The 562-nt window shown below is 30.4% G+C and carries 1 protein-coding gene; it reads right to left on the bottom strand.

All coding sequences use genetic code 11. From position 1 onward, the window contains the following. Positions 1–22: 22 nt before the first annotated feature. Complete coding sequence (locus OIF36_02700; GenBank protein ID MCV6599372.1) at positions 23–430, bottom strand: hypothetical protein; 408 nt, start codon at positions 428–430, stop codon at positions 23–25. Positions 431–562: the final 132 nt, after the last annotated feature.

Consider the following 562-nt stretch of genomic DNA (forward strand, 5'->3'; position numbering starts at 1 on the left):
CCGAAATTTGCCTTATCCGCTCTTAGGCGGACACTCTCTTAATTCCTTTACCAAAAATCTTATCAGTTCCAAGTGATCCAAGTGCAGAAACAGCACCAGTTGCAAATGCTGGAACAGCTTTTGAAAGTCCTTTTACAGCATAAGGTAATACTCTATCTCCAAGACTTGCAAGTGATGAGAAAAGATTTCCACCTTGTTTAGTTACTTTCCTTATCTGACTTTTACTTATCTTAATATGAGCTCCAGTTCCATTATTCAATGACTTTTGTATTCTCTTAAGTTGTGTTTTATTCAACATTAATTCATCATTTCCTGTTAGATTAGAATGTTTTAATCTTAATGTCAATGGTGTATGATTATTCATAGCAGAAGCCAAACTCCTTTTTTGATTATCTGTCAAATTTACTCCATATTCAAAATAAGTTGTCATATTTTTATTTAATAATTATATTAAATTTAATATAATTATTTGAAAAAGTATTTAACCTCTCAACAAAAGTTTTCGACCTTCTTTCTCTATTTCTGCTTCTTGTTCATGAAGTACAATTCCATAGATAATATA

It is taken from the genome of Alphaproteobacteria bacterium, assembly GCA_025800285.1.
In the GTDB taxonomy this organism is placed as follows: domain Bacteria; phylum Pseudomonadota; class Alphaproteobacteria; order JAOXRX01; family JAOXRX01; genus JAOXRX01.

Coding starts and splice junctions, on each gene's coding strand:
- OIF36_02700 (MCV6599372.1), bottom strand. CDS start 430: ATGACAACTTATTTTGAATATGGAGTAAATTTGACAGATAATCAAAAA.